The sequence below is a fragment of the Ochrobactrum teleogrylli genome, from assembly GCF_006376685.1.
GTDB classification, from domain to species: domain Bacteria; phylum Pseudomonadota; class Alphaproteobacteria; order Rhizobiales; family Rhizobiaceae; genus Brucella; species Brucella teleogrylli.
In genome coordinates, this window is record NZ_VEWL01000014.1 from 66,848 (window position 1) to 83,660 (window position 16,813).

The following is a 16,813-nucleotide window of genomic DNA, read 5'->3' on the forward strand; positions in this document are numbered from 1 at the left end:
ATGAGATCCAAGAAAACGATTGCAAAAATCGTCCGACCGAAACCGGTATCCGAGATCGTGCTGGAACGACTGCGCGCCGATATCGTCAACAACGAATTTGCGCTGGGCGAGAAGATTTCGGAAGGCCAGTTGTCGGAACTTTATCAGGTCACGAAGGCACCAATCCGTTCGGCCTATATCCGCCTTGAAGCAGAAGGGCTGATTGAAATCCGGGCGCAGTCTGGAACTTTTGTTTTCAAGCCGACGCCGCAGGAGCTTCAGGCTCTGTCCGAGCTGCGCACGGCGCTGGAACTTGAGGCAATTTCGCTTGCCATGCAGCGCAGCCTGCGCGTGTTGCAGCGCAGCGTCGGCGAGATTTACGACGAGATGGTCGATTGCGCCCAGCGCGGGGCAATTGATGAATATCAAAAGCTCGATACGCGGTTGCATCTTCTGTTCGTGGAAAGTGCATGTTCGCCTTTCCTGGAGGAAACATTCACCAGCAAGGTCAATAGCCGCTTTGCCGCGCTCCGCACGCGTTTCAGCCAACAGCCGCAGCATGTCGAACATTCGCTCAGCGAGCATAAGGGATTGCGCGATGCAATCGAAGCCAATGATGTGGAAGCGGTGCGCAAACTCCTGCGCCAGCACATCGGCTATTCTGAAGTCTATTACGCCGGTCTGATGGACGAGTGACGGCATGACAAATCCCGACCGCAGTGCAGAAATTTCTAACATGTTACATGTTTCAGGCGAGCCATTGATGTGGGCCGTCGTTTGCGATGCGCCGGACGAGAAGATGGAGGGTGTCAGCCTGCGCCGGATTCCGCGTCCACAACCTTCTAAAGGGCAGGTCCGCGTCCGCGTTGAGGCGGCATCGCTCAATCCCGTGGACTGGAAACTTGCGACCGGCTTTGCGCCATGGTGGCAAGGAACCGGCGCGCATGTGGTTGGCCTTGATGGCGCAGGCGTGATCGACAGTCTGGGACCGGACGTGACGGGCTGGAACGTGGGGGATCGAGTCCTATGGCACAGCGACCTTAACCGGCAGGGCGTTTTGGCCGAATTTGCACTGGCTGACAGCCACGTCCTGTCCCGATTGCCAGACGACATAGCGGCGACGTCTGCGGCGGCGCTACCCTGTGCCGGCCTGACGGCCTATCAGGCATTGGTGCGCAAGGCGCACGTGGAAGCAGGGCAGACCGTACTTGTTCAGGGCGCGAGCGGCGCCGTGGGCGGCTTTGCCATGCAGATCGCCAAATCCAAAGGCGCGACGGTCATCGCTCTGGCGCGTAAGGATCAGGAACCGCGCGTAAGATCGCTTGGCGCGGATCATGTTCTGGACCGCCATGCAAAAGATCTGAAGCAACAAGTGCACGCCCTCACCGATGGTTACGGAGCCGATATCATGCTGGAGGTCGCCAATCCCGGCGATGCGCGGCAGTCACTTGATCTGATCCGCTATAACGGGCATCTGCTCTGCATCGATCCCATGCCGGTTTTGCGTGACGTTCCGCCCTATACTTATGCCGCTTCCATCCATGAGGTGGCGCTGGGCGGCGCCTATGCCGCCGGGCATGTTCCCACCCAGCGAGACTTCGCCGTGATGGGCGACGCCATGCTGGCGCTTTTGCAGCAAAAGAAAATCGACCCGATGATCGAGCAGGTCATTGCGCTGGACGAGGCGGTCGATGCGCTCAAGAGCATGCGCGAGCGTAACGTACTTGGGAAAATCGTGGTGCGGATCGGAGGGGCTTCATGAGCAACCTGTCTTCCGTCCGTGGCATTCGTTTTCCGGGCCGCTATATCCAGGGCCCCAATGTCTTCGCGCAACTGGGGCAGCACAGTCGCGAACTTGGCGTCAAACCTTTGGCGCTTCTGGACGGGTTTCTTTTCGCGGAGCTGGAACCGCGCCTGCGTTCCGCCTTCGGCGAGGCCATGCAGCCGGTGGCTGTCAGACATGGCGGCGAGTGTTCGGAAACGGAAGTGGAGCATGTCGAGAGACTGGCCGTCACATCGTCCTCAGACCTGATCGTCGGGATCGGTGGTGGCAAGGTGCTCGATACCGCCAAGGCCGTCGCTCACCGGCTCGGCCTTCCGGTTGTCGTGGTGCCGACAATTGCCGCGTCCGACGCGCCGTGCAGTGCGCTTGCCGTGGTTTATCGCGATGATGGTACGGTTGCCTATGATCTGTTCCTGCCGCGCAATCCTGATCTCGTCCTTGTCGATACGCTGCTGATCGCGCGCGCTCCCTCCCGTTTTCTGGCGGCGGGGATCGGCGATGCACTTGCCACCTTCTATGAGGCCGAGGCCTGCCGCCGAAGTGGTGCGGCGAACTGTATGGGTCTGCCCGGCACCAATCTGGCTTTTGCCATTGCCTCCAGATGCCGGGATGAAATCTTTGCCTTCGGTGAAGAAGCACTTGCGCAATGCGACCGCAACGAGACGGGCCCGGCGCTGGAACGCATCGTTGAAGCCAACATTCTTTTGTCGGGCATTGGCTTTGAATCCGGCGGCGTTGCAGCCGCCCACGCCATTCACCATGGCCTTTGCGAACTGGATGACGTGCACCATCATCTGCATGGCGAAAAGGTCGCGATCGGCGTGCTGGCGGGACTGCTCATTGCTGGCGAAACAGAAGAATTCGAGCGCGTACGCAGCTTTTGTCAATCGGTGCGCCTTCCGACCCGCCTGTCCGATATCGGCATAACTGAGGTGACGGAACAAAAACTTAGCGTCGTCGCAAGGCGCGCCACCCGCGAAGGCGAGATTATTCACAACGAGCCGATGCCCGTTACAGCCAACATGGTGGTTTCGGCGCTCAGGGCACTGGCTTCGTGATTTCAAGGACAAATGAGGAGGTTAATCAAAATGGATGTAAGCACATTCGCAAAGCCGGTATTTGACGGCAAAATTGTGATCGTTTCCGGCGGCACCAGCGGCATCGGGCTTGCCATGGCGCGCGGTTTTGCCGAAGCCGGTGCGACCGTCATCGCGACGGGCAGTTCCGAACAGCGTATCGCAGAGGCCGAACAGTTTGCGACTGACCGGCTGTCATTCCAGCGTCTGGATGTGCGCGATGCGCCAGCCGCTGATGCATTTTTTGCCAAACTGGAACGTCTGGATGTTCTGGTGAATTGTCAGGGCATTTCCCGCCCGGACAAGGAATGGGATGAAGATACATTCCTGAATGTGATCGATATCAACCTGTCGAGCGCCATGCGCCTCGCCCGCAGCGCTTATCCTCTCTTGAAGGCGAGCGGCGGCAATATCATCAATGTGGCGTCGATGCTGAGCTATCTTGCCGATGAAACCGTGCCCGCCTACACCGCGAGCAAGGCGGGTATCGTCGGTCTGACCCGCGCCATGGCGCATAAATATGGTCGTGACGGCGTGCGCGTCAACGCGGTCGCGCCGGGCTATCACAAGACCGACATGACGAAAGACCTCTGGCAGGTCGAGGACAGTGCGGACAAGATCGCGCAACGCTCGGCGCTGAAGCGGTGGGGCACGGTGGACGATCTGGTCGGGCCGACGCTTTTCCTTGCGTCACCTGCGGCAGCTTTCGTCACCGGTGCCGTATTGCCGGTTGATGGTGGCTATCACAGCGGCTGACGGATTTTTCAGATAGTGGCTCCGCAGGCAGAAGGTGCGGAGCCATTAATACAATTAATGACATGTTACATTTCTGTTTGCATGGGCATATTCGGCAACGGACAGCGAGCATTTGATGAAAAGACGATATTACGCCGGTTGGGATTTCAGACGCGCCCGCAACATCGAGGAACTGCGTTTGATCGCGCGCCGCCGAACCCCGAATTTCTGCTTCGAATATGTCGAAGGCGGAGCGGATGACGAGGTGACGTTGCGCCGCAACCGGGACGTCTTCGAACAGATCGGCTTTTTGCCGCGCACGCTGGTCGATGTGACCAGTCGAAACCAGTCGGTCGAGCTCTTCGGCCAGCGTGTCGCGAGCCCGTTTGCGATCGGGCCAACCGGCTTTAATGGAATGCTCACGCATCAGGGCGACCTGAAGCTTGCGCGCGCCGCTGCGAAGGCTGGCATTCCGTTCACGCTCAGCAATGTCTCAAATACCTCGATGGAAGATATCGCCGAGCATGCAGGCGGCACCTTGTGGATGCAGGTCTATATGTACCGGACACGCGAATTCGTCCGCAAAGTCGCTGAACGCGCCAAGGCCGCCGGGTTTCAAGGCCTTGTGGTCACGACGGATATTCCGGTCTATGGCAATCGCGAATGGGACCTTCGCAATTTTCGCCGCCCCATGAAGCTCAATCTGCGCAACCTTATCGACACGGCTCTGCGTCCGCGCTGGTTGCTGGATGTGCCGATCCCGCATGGTTTGCCGCGTTTCAAGAACCTTGGCGATCTTCTGCCGCCGGGACAGGACTCTGCCAAGGGCGCATCGGCGGTTTTGGGTCGCGAGCTTGATCCATCTCTCAACTGGAACGACATTCGTTGGCTGCGCGATCTGTGGCCGGGAAAACTCATCGTGAAAGGCGTCTCGACGGGAGCGGATGCAAGGCTGGCACTCGATTGCGGCGCCGATGGGATCGTGATTTCCAACCACGGCGGACGTCAGCTTGACGGTGCGGTGTCGGCTCTGGAAGTGCTTCCGGAAATTGCCGCCGAGCTGAAAGGCAAGCTTGCTATCATGCTGGATGGCGGCTTCCGACGCGGCACCGATATTCTCAAGGCGAAGGCTCTGGGAGCTGATCTTGTGCTGATCGGCCGCGCTGGGATTTATGGTCTGGCCGCAGGCGGTGAGGCTGGCGCGCAGCATGCCATCGGCATCCTGTCGTCGGAGGTCGATCGCGGGCTAGGACTTCTTGGATGCCCCGATATTGCGACCCTCAACAAGGATGCGCTGAGGTTTCGTCCGCTGCACGACTATTCTGTACCGCAAGAGACGAGACACGGCATCTAGCCTGTTCAAACGATTCATGCGCTGAAAGGCGAAAAGATACCGAAAGGGAGTGAGACATATGGAAAAGGATGCCAAATTGCGCACGACAAAAACGGTGATTGTGACGGGCGCTGGTGGAAATCTGGGCGCGAAGGCAGTCGCAGCACTGGCCGCAGCGCCCTGGTGCGAGAAAGTCATTGGTTTCTATTCGCCCAATCGCACGCCACCGAAACCGGAGAACGACAAGATCAAAATCGTGGTGGCTGATCTGACCGATGCGAACGGAAGCTGGCGTCAGCACCTTGAAGGCGTGGATGCCGTTGTTCATTTTGCCGCAAAAAACCCCGTGCCGGACTCCACATGGTCCGAAGCGGCTGCGTCATTCGACATGACCGTCAATCTCGGACTCGCTTGTCTTGAGCATGGCGTCGCCCGTTATGTCTTCTGCTCGTCCAATCACGCGATGGGCGGCTACAAGGATGGCGAATTGGCCGCCACCATGGCTCCGGGTGCCCTCCGCGAGGAACTGGCGCCAGCGCCGGGCACCCGCTGGAACGATGGCACGAAGGATATCGACTCGACGGCGTATGGTTCCTCCAAGATCATGGGTGAGCGTTTCGTCGCCGGTCTTGCCGCTGGTTCCAAGGGACGTCTGAGCGCTGTGTCGTTGCGCGTCGGTTGGGCGTTGCCCGGCGACAATGATCCTGCCGATATCAGCACCTCCGGCTCGCCCAGCGGGCAGAGCGCGACCAGCGCCGCCGACGCAGAGGAAGCGCGCACATTGCGTTGGTTCCGCAATATGTGGTTATCCAACGGCGATTTCGTACAGCTTGTCTTTACCAGCGTCACCGCATCGAGCGACGCTTGGCCGGAGCCAGGCATTGTGGTTAACGGTGTATCGGCGAATGCTGGTTCAGACTGGAGCCTCGAAAATGGCAAACGCTTCCTCGGCTATCATCCGAAGGACGATCTTTACGCCCGCATCGCCCAATGAATGGAGGAGACCCCAATCATGACCGAACAGAATATCAATCCGGACGAAATCACCCTGATCATTGGCAGCTATACGGATTCGCTACCCCATGTGCAGGCGCGCGGGCAGGGGATCAGCGTTCTTCGGCTTTCGAGCGAAAGCGGTCGGATCACACCGGTTTCGCAATTCGCGGGGCTTCGCAACCCGACTTATCTGACGCTATCTGCCGATAAGAAGACGCTTTATGCCGTCGAGGAACTTTCTGCCAAGGATGGCGCGGCGGCGGCAGCGCTCAGCTTCGATAAAGCCTCGGGCGATATGCGCTTGCTCGGTCGCGTCGATGCGATGGGCGACTGGCCTTGCCACGTTGCGCTGGACAAAGCCGAAAACAGGCTTTTCGTTTCCAACTATCTGAGCGGAAATTTCATAACCTGCGAACTCGACGCCGCCGGTGTTCCGACCGGTGTGGTTGTCAATGTTCAGCGCAGTGGGACGGGTCCCAACGAGAGCAGGCAGGAAGGACCGCATGTTCACTGCGCAGCGGTTACTCCCGATGGCAACCACGTTCTGATCTGTGATGCAGGAACGGATGAGATTGCGCGTTATTCACTTGTTGGAGGCTTGATTACAACAACTCCCGATCGCGTGGTGAAAACCAGAGGCGGGTTTCTGCCCCGGCATATGGCGCTTTCGACCGATGGGTCGAAGCTCTTCGTTGTGCATGAACTGGGATGCTCGGTCAGCGCATATGCCCTTGGCGACGATGCAATCCGGCTGATCCAGGAAATCTCCACCTTGCCCGCGGACTTTACCGGTGAATCGGCTTGCGCGGCGATCCGCGTCCATCCGAACGGGCGGTTCGTCTACGCATCCAATCGCGGCCACGATACTATCGTCGCTTTCAAGGTTCATGCTGAAAGTGGAGAAATGGAGGCGGTTGGCTGGTACTCGACCCGGGGTGAAACCCCGCGCGATTTCGCCATCGACCCGAGTGGGCGCTATCTGGTTGCGGCCAATCAGGACGGTCATTCGCTCACGGTCTACGAGATTGATCAGACAAGCGGGTCGCTTTCGCCACTTGGTGAAACGTACGAGATCGGCAGCCCGGTCTCCGTCGTGTTTGCGTGAGGGTCAGCCGTTAAACTCATTAAACTGACGGGCGATGTCGCGGACACAATCCGCCATCGCTCTGAGGATTGCTTCCGCCGGGGTTTCCTCGAACCGATATCGCGGCATGCTGACACTGATACAGCCCAGTACCTGCCTGTTGCGATCCACGATAGCGCGACCGTAACAGCAGATATCGTCCTCGTTTTCTTGCAGATCGAGGGAATAACCGCGCTCGCGGGTCGCCCCGATTTCACGGGCGAAATCGTCGCGACCGGTAATCGTTTGGCGCGTTCTTTGGGGAAGGGGCAGCGTATCGAGTGTTGCCTGAATTTCAGCCTGATCAAGCGCCGCAAGCCAGGCTTTCCCGACCGCGCTGGAGTGAAGCGGCACCCTTGTGCCTACCCGGGACATCATCCTGACGGTGCGGTTGCTTTCCAGCTTGTCGATATAGATCATTTCATTGCCGCTGCGGATCGCCAGATGGATTGTCTCATCGATGGCGTCGCGCAGCCGCACCAGCGGCAATTCCGCCGCTTGTCTCAAATCCGAACGCTCCCAGCTGCGTGCGGCAAGGCTGATAAGCCGCGGGCCCAGCAACAACAGGCCCGATCCCCGAACTTCCGTCAGCATACCTTCGGCCTTGAGTGCCGCAACGATGCGATAAACCGTAGGGCGCGGCAGATCGACCGCCGTGGCAAGCCTGGCAGTCGTCAGCGGTTGTTCCTGATCGCTGACCGCCTGCAATACCTGCATGAAACGGGAGAACGCGGCGGTGCCGGGTACTTTTTCCTGCATTGTCAGGATCTATTCTCCCTGTTTCGGCGGTCCTTCGGCCTTTGGTTAGGCTATTAGGTAGCCGCCATCGACGGGCATGACAATACCGGTGACAAAGGCTGCCGCAGGGCTGCAAAGAAACGCGACAACGCCAGCAATATCCTCCGGCTTGCCCCAGCGCTTCATCGGGGTGCGGTCGAGGATGGGCCCGGAACGCGTGGGGTCGTCCTGTAAAGCCTGTGTCAACGGCGTGGCGATCCAGCCGGGTGCAACAGCATTCACCCGGATGCCGTCGGGAGCATAGGCGATAGCCAGCGATTTGGTGAGCTGAGCCACGCCGCCCTTGCTGGCGCTATAGGCGGGGACAAGCCCGCCGCCGAAGAAGGACAGCATGGAAGCGGTGTTGACGATGGCGCCTTTGCTTTCCGCGAGTTTGCTGCGCGCTGCCGTGCAGACGCGCATCGTGCCGGTAAGATTGATCGCGAGCACTTTTTCAAACACGTCGAGTTCATGTTCCTCATGTCGCCGGATGACGCCTGCGCAATTGACCACCATGTCGAGCCGGTCGAGACCGTCGATCAGAGCCTGAACGCCATTTGCATCGCAAACATCCAGTTCATGATAGCTGATATCGAGACCTGCTTCCGGCTTTGACTGGTCGCTGCCGAGGCCGACGGCGACGACACGCGCGCCAAGCCTGGCAAGGCCGGTCGCAATTCCGGCTCCAATACCGGTTGTGGCTCCGGTGACGAGCGCCAGTTTCCCTGAAAACAGATCGGGGGCATAGGTCATGGTGAAAACTCTTTGACGGGTTGGGAGAATGGGAGCGTGCAACTGGTGCTGCAAAAAGGCAGGATTCAAACCTGCCTTTTTTGACTTATTTTGTATCCGGCAACCGATTGCGATCAGCGGATAAACTGATCGACATAGTCGGCGCCGAGGCCGATTTCTTCATAATGTTTCCGGCACATGTCTATCTTCGTGAAGACATCTTCATAGCCGTTATTGTTGCCCCAGGGGTCGACGTAATACATGCAACCATTAACCTGGAAATAGGTGATCATTTCTTCCACACCTTCATCGACAACCAGCGTGTGGATTTCGCCTGGTGGTTCGAAAGCATAGGACCCCTCGGTGGCGATCCAGTCGTGCTCCAGATAGCGCCAGCTGCCTTTAAGCACCAGCGCGTGGACAGGGCCAGGATGACGATGGCGGCTGAGCACGCCAGACTTGCGAACCTTCAACAGGTTCATCCAGTAACCGGCTGACCGGTTGAGGCACAATGGCCGGAACCAGACATTTTCGGACTGTGGAACCCAGATACGTTCGTCGGTTGGAATGGCGTTGGGCACCACCAAATCAGGCAGCATTTCTACTGGCTGCGGCTTTTGATAGGGCATCCGACGCAATGTTTCGGGGTCGATATCCCCGGGCGGTTGCGCGACCACGGCTCCTCCTGTGTTCATATTATGGACAAAAAGTCTATAATATGAACGTAGCATTTGCGAAACTGACATGTCAATTTAAAACTGACATGTCACATTCTGTTTTTCAATCATTGTTTTGCGGAAGTGACGGCGTTCGGCCTTTCCAATTTCTTTGGAACAGCTCGTTTCCAGCGATCTTATAATGACCTGGAGCGGCGCTTTTCGCTCGACCGCTTGTTTCTGGCATGATATTCGAAAATTGAATTATATTCAATTATTGGAGGAAATATGGCCCCCGAGCTGAATGGCGCGCTGCGTCTCCACTTCGTCATCGGTGATCCCATCGCACAGGTGAAATCGCCGCAAGGTGTAACCGAGATGCTTCAATCTCGGGGGCATAATGCCATCTGCATACCGGGCCACGTGAAGCCCGAAGATCTGGCCAGTTTCTGGCAATGCGCCCGCGCGCTTCAGAATCTGGATGGTATTATTGTCACCGTTCCCCACAAGATCGCAGCCACACGCATGGCGGATCGTCTTTCTGAAACGGCGGCGTTTCTGGGATCTGTCAACACGTTGCGACGGACCCCAACAGGCTGGGAAGGCGCGATGTTTGACGGAATGGGCCATGTTGCGGCGCTACGTAAGGCTGGCTGCCAGCTGGAAGGCAAAAAGGTTTTGCTGGCAGGCGCTGGGGGTGCAGGTGGGGCTATCGCCTATGCGCTCGTTCAGTCGGGCATCGCGGAACTGGCGGTCCACGAAATGGATGCGGCACGCCGCGATAGCCTGATCGAACGGCTTTCTTCTCTGGGTCTGGCGAAAATTGACGTGGGCACATCAGACCCGTCCGGATTTGATGTTATTGTCAATGCGACGCCTGCGGGCATGAAGGAAGGCGATGCTCTTCCCTTTGACGGCGACAAGCTGACATCCGACATGTTTGTGGGAGAAGTGATCACCAAACCGGCCATTTCCCCGCTTGTGGCGCGTGCGCGCGAAATCGGCTGCGGCACAATCACCGGCGCTGACATGTTCGTCGAAGTACGCGATCTGATGGTCGATTTTCTCTGCGCGGTGTGAACGACATGAACAGGCATTTCGCACTCGCATTCCTCACCGTTCCCGATCTCGCTCCTGCAGAAGCGATCCGCATCGCAGCGGAAACTGGCTATGACAGCGTTGGTCTGCGCTTGCTTCCAGCCGCCGCCAGCGGTGAGGGACCCTATCCCATTTTGACCGACCCGGCAGTTCTGAGAGAGGCCCGGTCAGCTTTGTCCGATACCGGCATTCGCATTGGGGATGTCGAGATCGTGCGTTTGAAAGCCCAGACAAAGGTCGAGGAATTTCTGCCGTTTCTGGAATGTGCGGCAGTGCTCGGCGCTGCAAATATTCTGGTTGCTGGTGACGATCCAGATCCAGCGCGGCTCACCCAGACTTTTGCGCGTTTCGCCGAGCTTGCGGGCCGCTATGGTTTGACCGCTGATCTCGAATTCATGCCGTGGACTGGCGTGCGGGACGCACAAGCGGCTTTGGCCATCGTGGAAAAGGCCGGCCAAGCCAATGGTGGTGTGCTTGCCGACGCTCTGCATTGGGACCGCACTGGCGGCAAGGTCGATGATCTCACATGTATTCCGACCGAGCGTATTCATTATTTTCAAATATGCGATGCGCCAAAAGAATTCATCGACACCGATAGCGAACTGATCCGGGTTGCCCGCAGCGGGCGGCTGTTTCCGGGACAGGGCGGTATTGATCTGCGCGCATTTCTGGCGGCTTTGCCTGCGAATGTGCCGATCAGTGTGGAAATCGCCTCCGAAGAATTGAACGCGCGGCTGGCGCCGCGTGAAAGAGCGGCTCAGGCGCTGGCCGCGACACTGAGCTTGGTGAATTCCCTCGAAAATTAAAATCAAATTATTTTCTGGAATGATATTCAAATTTCTGTATAACGATCCTCACGCTGGGGAGTGAGGATCGTGAGTCCTCGGCGCACGAGGACAAGAATGTCGCATCATGACGGTGGAACCGCGCTGCAAATGCAACGTGGAACGCATGCGATCGAGTGGAGGAACAGATGAACAGCATAGATGCCGTCGGGTCCGATGGCGCAAAACTGACGCTTGCAGCCCGCAAGGGTGTGCATGGAAAAGCCATTGATCAAACGAAGCAGGACAATATTGCGTTAGAAGCCATCGGTGCTTCGCAAAACTGGTCTTCGTTGAGGGTCATCATTCTGGCGATCTGCTTTTTGTTGAACGCCATCGACGGCATGGATGTTGTTATCCTTTCCTATATCGCGCCTGCGCTTTCGGCAGACTGGGCGCTGTCACCGGAGCGGCTTGGTGTCGTGTTCTCCGCAAGTCTTGCGGGCATGGTGATCGGCTGCTTCTTCGTTGCGCCGCTTGCCGACAGATGGGGTCGCCGGCCACTGACGATTACTGCCCTCGCGGCAATCACAATCGCCATGATCCTGAGCGGCTTTGTAACCACAGTCATGGAACTGGTTGTCCTGCGCTTCTTCATCGGCGTTTGGATCGGCGCGATCCTTGCTTCGATGGCCGCGCTTGCTGCGGAATTTGCACCGGTAAGGGAGCGTTCCTTCGCCGTGGCCGTCATGACCGCTGGCTATCCGCTTGGAGCGGTTTTTACCGGCCTCGCCATGGCACCGCTGCTCCCTGTCTACGGCTGGCATATGATGCTGATCGGCGCGGGCATTGCCTCGTTGGTGGTGCTGCCGTTCGTCTGGTTTTTCCTACCGGAATCGCTGGATTTTCTGGTCCGCAAACGGCCTGAAAATGCTCTGCAACGCGTCAATCATGTGCTGACGAGGCTCGGTATGGAGCCGGTCAAGCAATTGCCGCAAAAGTCCCCCCAGCAGAAAGCTGCCGGTTTCGCTACCATCTTCGCCGAAAATCGTCTGGTGCCAACGATTTGGCTCTGGGTCGGAATTTTCATGGGCTTCCTGTCACTTTATTTCGTTATCTCATGGGTGACGAAGCTTGCCTCGCAAGCCGGTTTGACATTGGAAAATGCCATCTATGTCGGTGCGATCCTAAACTTCGGCGCGTTTCTGGGAACGTTGCTGATGGGCAAGCTGTCGAACCGCTTTCCGCAAGGCATTGTCGGGGCTGTATTCCTTGTTCTCGCCGCAGCACTTCTGGTGGTGTTCGGAACAGTCCACATGTCGCTCGGCATTATACTCTTCACGGCATTCCTCATGGGAATGGCGATCTATGGTGGCTTCAACTCCTTCTATGGTCTCGCAGCCAGCCTTTATCCGGCTTCCGTCCGAGGCACGGGCGTTGGCTGGGCCATGGGAGCGGGACGCTTTGGTGCCGTCGTTGGCCCGTCGATGGGCGGCGTTCTGATCGGTTCGGGTGCAAGCCTTTCGACGGTAATGATCGTCTTTGCGGTTCCACTGGTGATTGCGGCCATCGCCGCACTTTATTCCCACGTCCGATAGTGACGCGTTCTGGCAGATAGGAAATACATATGTCTCCCGACCACTCCATCGATAACAACGACCCGATGGTTTCCTCTCATCGAGCGGCATGCGATGTCCTCGTTATCGGTTCTGGTGCCGGGGGACTTTCTGCAGCGGTAGCGGCAGCGCATTTCGGATTGAAGGTCATCGTGGCCGAAAAAGCCGATGTATTTGGTGGCACCACTGCCTTTTCCGGTGGCTGGTTGTGGATCCCCAATGCGCCTCATGCCGTATCAGCTGGCAAGGGTGAAAACCCCGATGAACCGAAAGCCTATTTGAGGCATATTCTTGGTAATCGTTACGATGAGGCCATGATCGACGGTTATCTGAAAGCCGCGCCGCGCATGCTGTCTTTCTTTGAGCGCAACACGCAAGTCCGCTTCAATCCGGGCAGCGGCGTACCGGATTTTCACGGCAATGCACCGGCGGCGGCGACAGGCTGGCGTTCGGTTGTCGCCGCACCTTATGACGGTCGCGAACTTGGCTCCTTGATCGGAAAATTGCGCCCGCCGATCCCTGAAACAACGTTTTTGGGCATGGGCATCGCATCAGGCGTCGACATGCGCATGTTCCTGACGGCGATGCGTTCACCCAAGGCATTTGCCTATGTTACACGACGCGTGTCGAAACATCTGCGCGATCTCGTTGTTCATCGGCGCGCGATGCAACTTGTCAATGGCAACGCGTTGGTCGCTCGGCTATTGCGGTCTGCATCCGATAAGGAGATTACCCTTTGGTCGGGAGCCGCAGCGCGCGAATTGACCGCCGATCAGGGACGTGTCACGGGCGCGGTTCTCATGACCGCTAAAGGCCCCCTTACTGTCACTGCCAAACACGGCGTCGTGTTGGCGACAGGCGGCTTTCCGCATGATAAAGAGCGGCTTTTCGAACACCTGCCGCATGTTCAGGCCGGTACGGATCACGCATCGGCAGCGCCCAAGACAAACATTGGCGATGGTATGCGTCTTGCCGAAATGGTCGGCGGGCACGTATCGGACCGCATGGCGCATGGCGCGGCCTATGCGCCGGTATCGCTCGTTCCCCGCAATGATGGAACCGTGGGGCGTTTTCCGCATCTTGTCGAGCGCGGAAAGCCGGGTGTGATCGCGGTGTTGGCTTCGGGAAGCCGTTTCGCCAATGAGGGCGGCCCCTATCATGACTATGTTTGTGATATGATAGCAGCGACCCCGGAGGGGCAACCGGTTGTCTCATGGCTCATCTGTGATCATCGGTTTTTGCGCCGTTACGGTCTTGGCGCTGTCAAACCAGCGCCCGTTCCTTATCGGCGTTGGTTGAACAACGGCTATCTTATCAAGGGCGCAACGATCACCGAATTGGCTGAACGCTGCGGCATCGACGCGGCGGGTCTCAACGCGACCGTCACAGCGTTCAACCGTGATGCGCAATGGGGAGAAGACCCGCAATTCAATCGCGGCCAGACACTCTATCAGCGGGTTCAGGGTGACCCTGATCAGAAACCCAATCCCTGTATTGCTCCCATCCGCAATGGACCTTTCTATGCGGTGCGAATTGTACCAGGCAGTCTGGGTACATTTACCGGTATCGAGACCGATGCATCTGCGCGTGTCCTCGATGCTTCGGGCCAGCCAATTGCCGGTCTTTATGCAGCCGGCAACGACATGAACAGCATTATGGGTGGTCACTATCCAAGTGGTGGTATCACGCTCGGCCCTGCCATGACCTTTGGGTTCCTCGCAGCTGAAACCATTGCCAAGCGGGCTGCGGCTGAGAGCGCACAATCCAACAGCAAGGAAACAGAATATGCGATCTGAGCATGATCAGCACAAAACGGACGAAGTCGACCTGCTGGTTTGCGGTGCAGGCGCTGGTGGCATGACGGTGGCGCTGGTTGGTGCTCTGGAGGGACTAAATGTCCTCCTATGTGAAAAGACAAAACAGGTTGGTGGCACAACCTCAACCTCGGGCGGCACCACTTGGGTGCCGGGAACACATCTTTCTGAAGAAGCAGGCGTTCCTGATACAGTCGAGGATGCGCGCGCTTTTCTGGAAAGCGTTGTCGCCAATCGCAGCGGCATTCGGCTGCGCGAGGCGTTTCTCGCCTCAGGGCGCGAGGCTATCGAGGAACTCGACCGTCGCACCGATGTGAAATTTGCCGCCGCTCTTGCACATCCCGACTATCTCGACGGGCCGGGTTCTGCCTATGGGGGCCGGGCTTTGGGCCCAGTCGCATTTGACGGTCGCCTGCTGGAGCGTGATGATTTTGACCGGGTTCGTCCGCCGCGCCGCGAATTCATGGGGCTGGGCGGTATGATGGTGGGACGCAATGAACTGGGCGCCTTGCTGCAACCCTTTGGCTCTATCGCCAATTTCCGCAGCACCGTTCAGATCGTCGGGCGCTATGTGCTCGACCGTCTACGTTACAAGCGCGGAACACGTCTTTTGATGGGCAATGCGCTGGTGGCGCGGCTTCTCTATAGCCTGCGCAAGGCAAAGGTGCCAGTACTGTTCGAAACCGGCGTTCATGAACTGATTGTGGAGGATGGCCGCGTTGTTGGCGCGGTGCTGGAGGGGCCATCGGGGTCGCGCCGCATCAGGGCTCGCAAAGGGGTCGTGCTGGCGACGGGGGGCGTATGCTGGAACGAGAAAATCCGCGACCGGCTGTTTCCTGAAGCGGCGCGCGATTATTCGCTGGCGCCTGTCACCAACACCGGCGATGGAGCGGATGTGGCAATGGCGATAGGCGCGCGCTTCGAAGATGGCGGCGATAGCCCCGCCCTTTGGATGCCGTGCTCGTCCTATCGTCGGGCAGACGGATCACTGGCCGTGTGGCCGCATATCATCCTCGACCGCGCCAAGCCGGGCCTTCTGGCGGTTGACGCCGCAGGCAAGCGCTTTGTCAATGAATCCAATTCCTATCATGATTTTTCGATGGGCCAGATTGGTAATGGCGCTAATCCGGCCCACCTGATTTGCGACGCAGCATTTCTGCATCGCTATGGTATGGGGATGATCCTGCCGGGGGCGAAGAACCTGAAAACCATGCTCAAGGCCGGATATGTGATTGAGGGCGCGACCTTGCCGGAACTGGCGGCCAAGATCGGTTGCGACGCGAGCACGCTTGTCCAGACCGTCGAAGCCTATAATCGTTCTGCTGCAACCGGTACTGATGAAGACTTTGGGCGCGGCACATCGGTGATGAACCGGTTCAATGGCGACGCCAGCTTCAGGCCTAATCCGTGCTTAGGGCCGGTTGGTGCCGGTCCCTATTACGCCATGGCTGTGCGCCCGTCCGATCTCGCCTCCAGTGCGGGTCTTTCCGGCGATGAATTTGGCCGGGTTCTCAATGAGAACGGCGAGCCGATCCATGGACTTTATGCTTGCGGTAATGATCTCGCCTCCATCTTTCGCGGGACCTATCCGGGGCCGGGCACGACCATTGGTCCAGCCATTGTGTTTGGATGGCGTGTGGCCAAACACGCCGCCGGAAAGCTTACCGATGTGTCACAAGATGCGCCCGACGTTATGACGAATGAAAGGAAGAAACATGCAACGCTATGAAATCGCAACTCTTTCCACGACCATGGGGGCAGCCGCCAAGGTTGCGCCGGCAGTGGAAGCATTCGCGGGGGAAGGCAAGGGGCGTCTTCTGGGCATTTTCTATGCCGATATTGGCGCGTTGAATAAGGTTCTGGTTCTGCGCGGCTTTGATACCACCGGTGATTTTGAAGTAGAACGTGAGCGCACACTTCGCGCGGCCAACCCGTTCGGTGCTGCCGAATGGCTGACCGGACTGGAACTTGAAGGCTATGCGCCATTTCCATTTCTGCCGCCGATTGAAATCGGCAGCTTTGGTCCTGCCTATGAATTCCGTACCTATGTTCTCAAGACCGGTGGTCTGGAGCCGACAATAAAGGCATGGGAAGCGGCTGTACCGGCGCGCACGGAACTCTCAAAGCTGACCATCTGCATGTATGGCGTCGACGGCAAGCCGCGCATGACGCATATCTGGCCTTTCGCTTCGGTGAACGAGCGCGGCCAGATCCGTGCAGATTCCGTTGCCAAAAACGTGTGGCCACCGAAAGGCGGGCCGGATTGGCTGACGACCGACATGCGTTCGACCATCGCTTTTCCGACTGCGAATTCGCCTCTGAAATAAGTCG

The 16,813-nt window shown here is 58.0% G+C and carries 16 protein-coding genes; 13 read left to right on the forward strand and 3 right to left on the reverse strand.

Annotated features, from left to right (window positions below):
• The 7 genes from FIC94_RS18710 to FIC94_RS18740 all read left to right on the forward strand — a co-directional run bounded on the left by FIC94_RS18710 (window position 1) and on the right by FIC94_RS18740 (window position 7,007).
• Window positions 1–675, forward strand: a complete 675-nt coding sequence (locus FIC94_RS18710) for a GntR family transcriptional regulator (protein ID WP_140025998.1) — start codon at window positions 1–3, stop codon at window positions 673–675.
• A gap of 40 nt (window positions 676–715) precedes the next feature.
• Window positions 716–1,741: a zinc-binding dehydrogenase gene (locus FIC94_RS18715; RefSeq protein ID WP_235892067.1), complete on the forward strand. Its 1,026-nt coding sequence runs from the start codon at window positions 716–718 to the stop codon at window positions 1,739–1,741.
• Window positions 1,738–2,820 carry a glycerol dehydrogenase gene (locus tag FIC94_RS18720; protein WP_140026000.1) on the forward strand — a complete coding sequence of 361 codons (1,083 nt, stop codon included), beginning with the start codon at window positions 1,738–1,740 and terminating at the stop codon, window positions 2,818–2,820. The genes FIC94_RS18715 and FIC94_RS18720 overlap by 4 nt, the downstream gene beginning before the upstream one ends.
• A gap of 30 nt (window positions 2,821–2,850) precedes the next feature.
• Complete coding sequence (locus FIC94_RS18725; protein WP_140026001.1) at window positions 2,851–3,594, forward strand: SDR family NAD(P)-dependent oxidoreductase; 744 nt, start codon at window positions 2,851–2,853, stop codon at window positions 3,592–3,594.
• Between the two features lie 115 nt (window positions 3,595–3,709).
• On the forward strand, window positions 3,710–4,927 hold the full coding sequence (locus tag FIC94_RS18730) for an alpha-hydroxy acid oxidase (RefSeq protein WP_140026002.1): 1,218 nt from the start codon (window positions 3,710–3,712) through the stop codon (window positions 4,925–4,927).
• 58 nt (window positions 4,928–4,985) lie between these two features.
• Window positions 4,986–5,900: an NAD-dependent epimerase/dehydratase family protein gene (locus tag FIC94_RS18735; protein ID WP_140026003.1), complete on the forward strand. Its 915-nt coding sequence runs from the start codon at window positions 4,986–4,988 to the stop codon at window positions 5,898–5,900.
• 18 nt (window positions 5,901–5,918) lie between these two features.
• A complete protein-coding gene (locus tag FIC94_RS18740) occupies window positions 5,919–7,007 on the forward strand; it encodes a lactonase family protein (RefSeq protein WP_180918058.1) in 1,089 nt (362 codons plus the stop codon).
• Between the two features lie 3 nt (window positions 7,008–7,010).
• On the opposite strand, the gene FIC94_RS18745 is transcribed toward FIC94_RS18740, so the two are convergent.
• The 3 genes from FIC94_RS18745 to FIC94_RS18755 form a co-directional block, all read right to left on the reverse strand.
• Window positions 7,011–7,784 carry an IclR family transcriptional regulator gene (locus tag FIC94_RS18745; protein WP_140026005.1) on the reverse strand — a complete coding sequence of 258 codons (774 nt, stop codon included), beginning with the start codon at window positions 7,782–7,784 and terminating at the stop codon, window positions 7,011–7,013.
• Window positions 7,785–7,829: 45 nt separating this feature from the next.
• Entirely contained in the window at window positions 7,830–8,555 is a 726-nt protein-coding gene (locus FIC94_RS18750) for an SDR family NAD(P)-dependent oxidoreductase (RefSeq protein ID WP_140026006.1), read from the reverse strand.
• A gap of 113 nt (window positions 8,556–8,668) precedes the next feature.
• Window positions 8,669–9,163, reverse strand: coding sequence for a 2,4'-dihydroxyacetophenone dioxygenase family protein (locus tag FIC94_RS18755; protein WP_121539079.1), 495 nt, complete (start codon window positions 9,161–9,163; stop codon window positions 8,669–8,671).
• A gap of 315 nt (window positions 9,164–9,478) precedes the next feature.
• Here FIC94_RS18755 and FIC94_RS18760 point away from each other — a divergent pair, with 315 nt between their 5' ends.
• The 6 genes from FIC94_RS18760 to FIC94_RS18785 all read left to right on the forward strand — a co-directional run bounded on the left by FIC94_RS18760 (window position 9,479) and on the right by FIC94_RS18785 (window position 16,809).
• Window positions 9,479–10,270, forward strand: a complete 792-nt coding sequence (locus tag FIC94_RS18760) for a shikimate dehydrogenase family protein (protein ID WP_140026008.1) — start codon at window positions 9,479–9,481, stop codon at window positions 10,268–10,270.
• Window positions 10,271–10,275: 5 nt separating this feature from the next.
• Window positions 10,276–11,094 carry a sugar phosphate isomerase/epimerase family protein gene (locus tag FIC94_RS18765; RefSeq protein ID WP_140026009.1) on the forward strand — a complete coding sequence of 273 codons (819 nt, stop codon included), beginning with the start codon at window positions 10,276–10,278 and terminating at the stop codon, window positions 11,092–11,094.
• Window positions 11,095–11,261: 167 nt separating this feature from the next.
• Complete coding sequence (locus FIC94_RS18770) at window positions 11,262–12,650, forward strand: MFS transporter (RefSeq protein WP_140026010.1); 1,389 nt, start codon at window positions 11,262–11,264, stop codon at window positions 12,648–12,650.
• 29 nt (window positions 12,651–12,679) lie between these two features.
• On the forward strand, window positions 12,680–14,464 hold the full coding sequence (locus FIC94_RS18775; protein ID WP_140026011.1) for an FAD-dependent oxidoreductase: 1,785 nt from the start codon (window positions 12,680–12,682) through the stop codon (window positions 14,462–14,464).
• Complete coding sequence (locus FIC94_RS18780) at window positions 14,454–16,211, forward strand: FAD-dependent oxidoreductase (protein ID WP_140026012.1); 1,758 nt, start codon at window positions 14,454–14,456, stop codon at window positions 16,209–16,211. Before FIC94_RS18775 ends, FIC94_RS18780 begins: the two co-directional genes overlap by 11 nt.
• A complete protein-coding gene (locus tag FIC94_RS18785) occupies window positions 16,198–16,809 on the forward strand; it encodes an NIPSNAP family protein (RefSeq protein ID WP_140026013.1) in 612 nt (203 codons plus the stop codon). The genes FIC94_RS18780 and FIC94_RS18785 overlap by 14 nt, the downstream gene beginning before the upstream one ends.
• Window positions 16,810–16,813: the final 4 nt, after the last annotated feature.